Below are 8,567 nucleotides of genomic sequence, written 5' to 3'. Positions count from 1 at the left end.
CATGATCCAGACCGAGGAGAGGTCGGCGACGGTGTAGAGGCTCTTGGATGGGTCGGCCAGCTCGCCGACGATGGCGTGCTTCTCGGTGATCACCCCGCCGAAGGGGGAGCGGACGGGCAGTAGCGGGTTCTTGTGGCCGCTCCCCTTGAGCTCGGAGACGGAGAGTCCGTAGAGGGAGAGACGCTCGCTGTCGGTATGCAGCTCCGCCTGTGCGGTCTTGAATTCGGTCTCGGCCTGCATGATCTCCTTGCGGGCGGCGATCTTCTTCTCCACTAGGGCCTTGATGCGGTCCATGTTGGACTGGGCCAGCGCCAGCTTGGTCTTAGACTGTTGGTAGCGGTTGATCGCTTCGCCTAGCTCCACACTGTCGAGGGCGACCAGCGTCTGGCCGGCGGATACGCTGTCGCCGAGCGAGGCTTTCACGGCCACTATCTTGCCGCTGATACGCGGGGAGACGTGTGCCATGCGGTCGGCATTGGCCTCGACCTTGCCGGTGGCGCTGATCGCCCCGGGCAGCCGCTCTTTTTGAGCCGGCGCCACCACCACTCCGTTTTGCTTCTGCATCTCCTTCGTCATCTTCACCGCGTTGGCCTTGCCGTGCTCCTCGTCCACCTCTGCGGCGTGGCCGGCCTTTTCTTCAGAGTGGCCCGCTCCCTCTTTATGTCCTGCTTCTTCCGTCTCGCCGCTTTTGGCCTGGGAGGTGCGATAGTAGAGACCTCCGCCCGAAACGGTGGCCAGGATTAATCCGATGATGATTGCCTTCTTGTTCACTTCACACCTCCGGTGAGTTCAGTTGCCGTCGCCGTTTCCAGCGCTGCCAGCGCCGTTAGCCGGTCATGCAGGGCCTTCAGGTATCCTTCATTCACGGCCAGGAAGGTCTTGTCCTGCTCGATGATGGCGAGAATTCCCGTCTCCCCCAGCCGATACGCTTCCTGGGTCAGTTTCAGGTTTTCCTCGAATTGGGGGATGATCCCGCTCTGGTAAATCGAGAGGGTCCGGTCCGCGTTGAGGAAGGCGGCATAGGCGGTCTCGACTTCACGATCGATGGCTCTCCCTGCCGCGTCGAGCCTCGTTTCGCTGCTGTTCCGACGAGCCCTGGCCTCCTGGACCGCCGCCTGGTTCTTGTCGAAGACCGGGATGGGCATGGATAACTTCAGCGCTACCAGGTAGGCCGTCTCCCTCCCTTCCAGAGGGCCTATCTCCATGGTGGTGGTTTCGCGCATGACGGCGAGGCCGGCGGTGAGGTTGGGCGTCGATTCGGCGCCGGCCAGGGTGATCTCCGCTTCACCCTTGCCCTTTTCAGCCTCCAGGGCTTTCAGGTCAGGCCGCCTCGCGCGTGCCTGCTCTTTCAGCCCGGCGACCGTGGCCGGCACGGTCCCTTCGATCTGCAGCCGTGCCGGGGTTTGCGGGTGTTCATCGGGCGGCAGCCCCATGAGTGTTCCCAGCTTCGCCTCGGTCCTGGCAAGCTCCGTGGCGGCCTCGATCCTGGCGGCCTCGCTGCGGGCAACCTCGACCCTCACCAGGTTCATCTCCAGTTCGGGGACGTCACCGGCGGCGAAGCGCTCCTTGCTGACCTGGAAAAGCTGGCGGTTCAGCTCGATGAAGCGGTCCGTCAGGGCCAGCCGTTCCTGGGCGAGGAGAAGATCGTAGAAGGCCGACTTCACCTCTCCCCGCAGCAATCTCTCCCTGTCGGCCAGCTGCCATCGATTGATCTCGACCTCCCGCTCGGCGACCGTCAGGCGTTTCTCCCTCTTTCCGGAAAGGAGAAACTCCTGCGAAACGCCTAGCGAGACGATGCTTTCGCCACTGCTGCCGGTGAGGGCGCCGGTGCCTCCCTCCAGTTCGATGACGGGGTTCGGAAGGAGCCCTGCCCGGACCTTGCCGGCCGCCCGAATGCCCGTCTCTTCCCGCAACGATCTCAGTTCGCCGTTATGCTGCAGCGAATATTCCAGTATTTGTGGCAGCACCAATAGCCTTGCCTCCCCGCGAGCGGAAAGAGGGGAGACGAGGCAAAGGAGTGCCGCCGCCATGAGCAACAGTCCTGTTGTCGATACAGATGTTCCCAAAGAGAAGCCTCCATAGAATTTCACGATTCGATTCGCCTTTTATAGGCAATAAATGCGTGCTTCGACAGGCTCAGCACGAACGGATCTACACAACCGGCTCAGTATGAATGGATCTTCACAACCGGCTCAGTATGAATGGATCTACACAACCGGCTCAGTATGGACGGATCTACACAACCGGCTCAGTATGAATGGATCTACACAACGGGCTCAGTATGGACGGATCTACACAACCGGCTCAGCACGAACGGATCTAATCTACCGGCTCAGTACGAGTGGTATTTGGACAAACTTTTACAGCCTTATTGTTCGGCCATTCACCCTGAGCTTGGTTCGGCCATAAACCCTGAGCTTGTCGAAGGGTTGGTTCGGCCGTTCACCCTGAGCTTGTCGAAGGGTGTGCAAATGATTCGATACTGGGGGGGGTGATGACGACGGTGCACAGTCACAGCGTGAGGCAGTTGGACACCATGACGGTGTGCCGCTGTCTCAGGCCGCAGCTATTCAGGCAAGATTCTGTGGGGGGATGAACTTGGGGAGGTAGACTTCTGGCAGATGCTTGAAGGGGGAAGCCGCTGCATGGGTGACGAAGATGGGCAGGTAGCTTAATTGAAAAGACGCAAGGGGAATGGTTGTATGGCAGTCGCAACTGCCGCAGGTGTCGCAGCCATCATAATCGTGGCCGTGAACCGGACAGCAGGGGCATTCATCGGAGGAGGAGATTGCCGATACCTGCGGGGCCGCTCCCTTCAGGCGGCCATCGTTAGCATGAGCCTTCTCGCAACCGCAATGGATGGTCGCGATCAGGATCACCACGAGGAGAACCCAGGAACAGAGTTTTTTCGGCACGTATCCTTGCATAGCGGCGATGATTACCATCGCTTGTAGAGAAAGTCAAGATTCTCTTAGACTCCCTGCTTCGTCCCGAGATCTTCTCTCTGTCTCAGTGCCTGCGCCTCTTTCTGTTCCGGCTTCCCCCCGCTTTTCTTCAGCAGGTATCATGGTATCTTTTTGACTGCTTGCCACAAGTGCTGTGATCGCACTCCCTGCGTCTGCATCGGCCTTGTTGTCTCCCGTCCGAAGACCAAGGGTGACGGGGCTGAAAGGAGCCAGAACCATGAGACGACTTATGCTGCTGTTCATTGCAACTGCGTTCCTGATCCAGGCGGGATGTGGTGGAGGGGGGGGAGCCGGAGCGGGCGGCTCGCAAGGCAGCACGGTTTCCGGGACGGCCTCCAAAGGGTTGATCAAGAACGGTACCGTGAAAATCTATGCCCTCAATGCCGACGGGACCCGCGGTAGCCTCCTGGCTGCCACCATGACCGACAGCAACGGCAGGTACAGCCAGAGCCTGTCGAGCTATGCCGGGCCGATACTGGCGGTGGCCTACGGCACCTACACGGACGAGGCCACCGGAGCCGGCGTGACTCTCGACGAGTCCAACGGGCTGCGGGCGGCACTCCCCTATGCCACCGGTACCGTTACTCTGCCGATCACAGCGCTGACCGACCTGGCGGTGCGCAAGGCGGGACCATCGTTGACCGCCACCAATATCACCAACGCCAACACCCTGGTCAGCACGCTCTTCAATGTCGACATCACCGGGTCCAACCCCGTCGATGCCACCGCCAGCGCTATGAGCGCCCCGGGCGTCACCTCTGCCCAGCGCAACTACACCCTGGCTCTTGCGGCCTTCTCCCAGATGGCCAGCACCAGCTCCGGGTCGACCCCCGCGCAGAAACTCGAGAATACCCTCATAACTGTCTCCCAGGGGATGACCAGTACCTCGATCAGCGAGGAGACGGCGACTGCCTTCACCAATGCCGTGACGATGTATCTGGATAGTCACAGCTCCATCAATGCCGTAGTAACCAATAGCGGCGGCAGCGCCCTGGTCACGGTTGGCAGCCATCCCGCCGTAATCACCCTGGCACTCTCCGGCGCCGGGAGTAACCTGTACGGCGGGAGTTTCACCCTTACCCTGCCGGCCGGGGTGACTCTCAAGGCCGAGAGTGACGGCACCGCCAGCAACTGCGTGATAGGTCTCACCGATACGACATCCGGCGCCGTCGTCGTCGGCAAATACACCCCCGCCTCCGGATCGGCCCCGGCTACTCTGAAGGCCGTGGTCGCCTCCTCAAGACCGATCGCCAACGGCTCTTTTCTCATCGTCAACGCCAAACTCGACAAAGGAGTGAACCCCAGCGTGACCTCCTTCACGGTGTCCGGCGCGGCCTTTGTCGATCCCGATGGTTCGGGCATTACCGGGTCTGCCGTTACCGTCAGTGACCTGACTGTAGACTGAGCTGCCGGTACGCTTGATTGGGCACCCGACGGGGCGGTGCGCGGTGGTTTGACAGATAGACAGGACAGATCGAAGGAGGAAAATATGGCTCGGAATCTCGTCACCGCTTTGATGGCCTTGGCGCTAGTCTTACCTGTCGGCGTCCGGGCTGACATCCTCACCTACAGCGCGGGTCCAAATGGCCACGCAAGCGGCATGACACCGCAGGTCATCGACAGCGGCGATACGGCAGAGCCGGTAACCGGCGTTCCCGATATCCCGGGTTACCATTTTTTCAACTGGACCTGGCCCGGACCGCCGGGAAGCGGGGTTGTCTTGGGGACGACGCAGAACCCGCTGGCATTCATCGGTAACGGCAGCGACCACGAATTCACCGCCAATTTCGCGGCCGACTACCAGTCGCAGGTCACAACTCACGGCGGGCTCTCCTTCACCACCCTTACCTTGAAAGCCGGCGCCGCCCATAGCCTGGTGCTCCGGGACGAGACCGTTTATGGTTGGGGCGGGGCCGACGGTCAGGGCGCGGTACCCAACGGGTTGGCGTGGGGCGTGAAAGCGATCGGCGTCGGGAGCTACCACTCTTTAGGTGCGAAGACAGACGACACTCTCTATGCCTTCGGAAAATGGTACAACCCCGTCACCAATGCCCGTACCGACGTTACCGAGCCCGCGGATTTCAAGACCTTCGCCAACAGCCATGGAGGCGTCAAGTCGCTTGCCGGCGGCTATGGCCACTCCCTGGCGCTGATGAACGACGGCAGACTCTACGCCTGGGGAGACAACACCTATGGCCAGGGGAGCATCCCGGCTGTCGTGGCCGCCGAAGCCGTGGCAGCCATCGCGGTCGGGGACAACCACAACGTCGCACTGGTCGGGACCAACAAGATCATCTCCTGGGGAAGAAACAACGAGGGACAGCTCTCGCTGACGCCGGAGCGGGCGGCGGCACTTGGGGTGGCGGTGGATTCCAGCAACCCTTCCGTCCACCTCATGGAAGGGCTGACGTTCCAGGCTGTCGACGCCAAAGGAAACCATACCTTGGCGCTCAGGAGCGATCAGACCGTGGTGGGGTGGGGGAGCAACAACTTCGGCGAGAGCGACGTCCCGACGGGGTTGGCCAATGTAACCGCCATCGCCGCAGGGATCCACCACTGCGTGGCGCTCAAGGGGGACCGCACCGTTACAGCCTGGGGTGACAACACCTACGGTCAGATCGCCACTCCGGAAGGGCTCATTGACGTTACCTCGATTGCCGCGGGGGGGCATCACACCTCGGTAAGGGTAGCGAATCTTGCGATAACGGGGTGGGGACGCAACGATTCCGGTCAGTGCGACACCGTGGCAAGCATCTACGAAGGGATCGAAGGCGCCGGCAACGTCACCTGCAGCCCGGTTTTGGTGTCCTACGGCGAAAGTTCGGTCTGCACTGCCACCTTTAACTACATCGATTACAGCCTTGCCTCCTTCCTGGTAAACGGCGTTTCCCGCTCGGTAGCGGGGGACGTCGCCACCCTGACCGACATCACCGCGAATCAGTCCATAACCGTGCTCTTCTCGCGTGCGCCCGGTGCGCCGACGGGGGGCGTGGCGGTGAAGGGGGACCGGGCTGCATACGTGACCTTCACGCCTCCCGCCCGCATCGGCGGCGGCCCGATCAGGGGGTACACGGTGACGTCCAACCCTCCGGGGGGGACCGATGCTAATGCCGGATTGACCACTACCACCCACACCGTGACCGGCCTGACCAACGGCACGCCCTACACCTTTACGGTAAAAGCCAAGAACGACATAGGCGAAGGTATGGCCTCCTTGCCTTCGAACTTTGTCGTTCCCAAGGGAAATCAGATTATCACGATTGGTATCCCCGCTCCCGGCAGCGCGGTGTATGGGACCAGCTTTACGGTAGCTGCCACGGCTCCGGGGGGACCGGTGGTTTACAGCAGCGCTGGGGGGTGCACCAACTCCGGTGCCACTTTCACCATGACCAGCGGCACCATTCCCTGCACGGTCATGTACGACCAGTCGGGAGCGGCGGCGTATAACCCCGCCGTTCAATCGGTCAGCACGGTCGTCGCTCTAAAGGCAGACCAGATGCTGACCCTGAGTCCTGCAGCGCCTGCCTCGGCAGTCTATGGGACCTCCTTCACGGCGGCGGCATCGGCCCAAGTCGGCCCCATCACATATTCCAGTGCCGGTGGCTGCACCAATTCCGGAACCGCCTACACCATGACCAGCGGCACCACCGCCTGTACCGTCACCTGCCAGGCCCCGGGAAATGACAACTACAACCCGGCCTCGACCACCTCCACCGTCGCCGCAGTCAAAGAGGCGCAGACCATAACGGTCAGCTCTGCCGCACCTGCCTCGGCAGTCTATGGAACGACCTTCACCGTGGCGGCAAATTCCGACGGCGGGCCGGTGAGCTATGGCAGCGCCGGCGGGTGCAGCAACAGTGGCGGGACATTCACCATGACCAGCGGCTCCACCTCCTGCACGGTGAGCTACGACCGGGCCGGCGACTCCAACCACACCCCGGCATCGCTTGCTTCGACTGTCCTGGCGGTGAAAGCGGACCAGCCCTTCACGATAACGGATCCGGCCCCGTCACTGGCCGCCTACGGCTCGACTTTCACCGTGGCGGCTACAGCTCCAGGGGGCGGCATCGGCTACAGCAGCTCGGGGGGCTGCACCAACAGCGGCGGAGCCTTCACCATGACCAGCGGCACCACCCCCTGCACCGTGCGCTACGACCTGTTAGGGGACAGGAACTACAACACGGCCTCGGCCACATCGACCGTGACGGCTGCCAAGGTGGCCCAAGGTATCGCCATCACCACACCGGCGCCGGCTTCGGCTGTCTTCGGCGATACCTTCACCGTGACGGCCGCGGCCACGGGGGGGGCTGTGGCATACAGCAGCGCCGGAGGGTGCAGCAACAGCGGCGGCACCTTCACCATGACCAGCGGTACCCTCCCCTGCACGGTCCGTTACGATCAGGCAGGCGATGATGATTACCATACCGCGGTGCGGCAGAGCTCGACGACGACGGCGGTGAAGGCGAGCCAGGTGATCACCGTGACCACCCCGGCGCCAACCTCGGCAGCGTTCGATACCAACTTCACCGTGGCTGCGATCGCTTCTTCCGGCGGCACCGTCTCCTACAGCAGCGCCGGCGGGTGCACCAACGTCGGTGCCACCTTCACCATGACCAGCGGAACCACCCCGTGCATAGTCAGTATCGACCAGCCGGGGGGGAGCAACTACTATCCCGCGGCCCAGCAGACCTCCTCGATTATCGCCGTGAAGGCTCCCCAGGCCATCACCATTACCAGGCCGGCACCTTCCTCCGCCGGATTCGGATCGACCTTCACCGTGGCAGCGGCAGCCCCCGCGGGACCGGTTTCCTATAGCAGCGCGGGTGGCTGCCTCAACAACGGACCGGTTTTCACCATGACCAGCGCGACCAGGCAATGCACAGTCCGCTATGACCAGGGAGGGAACACTGAATACGCAGCTTCGGCGCAGCTTAGCAGCACCATTGACGCCGTGGCAGCCGTGCCGGGCGCACCGATGATAGGGGCCGTCTCCGCGGCCAACGGTGAGGCGACGGTCGCCTACGCCGCGCCGGCCTTTGATGGGGGAAGCGCCATCACCGGGTACACCGTCACCGCCAACCCGGGGGACATCACCGCGAGCGGCACCGGCAACCACATAACCGTCACCGGCCTCAACAACGGCACCGCCTATACCTTCACGGTAAGGGCGTTCAACGCCGCAGGGGCGGGGGCGGCTTCGACTTCAGCGACAGCATACACGCCGTTTCCGAACGGTGACCTCAATGGCGACGGCGTGGTCGATATCGGAGACGCCATGGTAGCGCTGCGGGTGGCCGTGGGAGCGCAAACCCCTACAGCCGCCATGTGGGCCAGCGGCGACGTGGCACCGCTGGAGAGCGGGAAGCCGAGGTCTGACGGGAAGATCGACGCAGGCGATGTGGTGGTGCTGCTGCGGAAAACGGTGGGACTTGTGAGCTGGTAATGTAAAGTCGAGCAGGTTCAGGAGCAGGGGAGGGGCGGGTGAGGTTACCCGCCCCCTTTTTGTGCAGGTAGTCTTTGCGTGGACGCGGCCCTGCGGTTCATCCGCGGGTGCCGCTGGTGGGAAGATGACCTTCTTGTTCATTTGCAGGACAAGAGCGT

The 8,567-nt window shown here is 62.4% G+C and carries 5 protein-coding genes; 2 read left to right on the top strand and 3 right to left on the bottom strand.

The annotated features are described in order from the left end of the window. From AC11W3_RS00255 to AC11W3_RS00245, 3 genes are all read right to left on the bottom strand, one after another. Nucleotides 1-771, bottom strand: a 771-nt coding sequence (locus AC11W3_RS00255) for an efflux RND transporter periplasmic adaptor subunit (RefSeq protein ID WP_484092284.1), incomplete at its 3' end; no start/stop codon positions are given. Then, nucleotides 768-2,066 (bottom strand): TolC family protein, encoded by a 1,299-nt coding sequence (locus tag AC11W3_RS00250; RefSeq protein ID WP_484090837.1) that lies wholly within the window; start codon nt 2,064-2,066, stop codon nt 768-770. The genes AC11W3_RS00255 and AC11W3_RS00250, both read right to left, overlap by 4 nt. Before the next feature lie 504 nt (nt 2,067-2,570). Beyond that, nucleotides 2,571-2,915 (bottom strand): hypothetical protein, encoded by a 345-nt coding sequence (locus AC11W3_RS00245; protein WP_484090836.1) that lies wholly within the window; start codon nt 2,913-2,915, stop codon nt 2,571-2,573. A 268-nt stretch (nt 2,916-3,183) separates the two neighbouring features. Between AC11W3_RS00245 and AC11W3_RS00240 the strand changes: the two genes are divergently transcribed. Further along, nucleotides 3,184-4,371 carry a hypothetical protein gene (locus AC11W3_RS00240; protein ID WP_484092283.1) on the top strand — a complete coding sequence of 396 codons (1,188 nt, stop codon included), beginning with the start codon at nt 3,184-3,186 and terminating at the stop codon, nt 4,369-4,371. Nucleotides 4,372-4,455: 84 nt separating this feature from the next. Beyond that, the gene (locus AC11W3_RS00235) at nt 4,456-8,409 is read left to right on the top strand and encodes a fibronectin type III domain-containing protein (RefSeq protein WP_484092282.1); all 3,954 of its coding nucleotides are present in this window, start codon (nt 4,456-4,458) and stop codon (nt 8,407-8,409) included. Nucleotides 8,410-8,567: the final 158 nt, after the last annotated feature.

Source organism: Geomonas sp. (genome assembly GCF_056994735.1).
The sequence above is the reverse complement of the archived record's forward strand: the minus strand, read 5'-3'. Positions and strand labels throughout refer to the sequence as shown.

Bases quoted from the DNA above. Each gene is read 5' to 3' on its own strand.
- AC11W3_RS00240 (WP_484092283.1), top strand. From the start codon at position 3,184: ATGAGACGACTTATGCTGCTGTTCATTGCAACTGCGTTCCTGATCCAG.
- AC11W3_RS00235 (WP_484092282.1), top strand. From the start codon at position 4,456: ATGGCTCGGAATCTCGTCACCGCTTTGATGGCCTTGGCGCTAGTCTTA.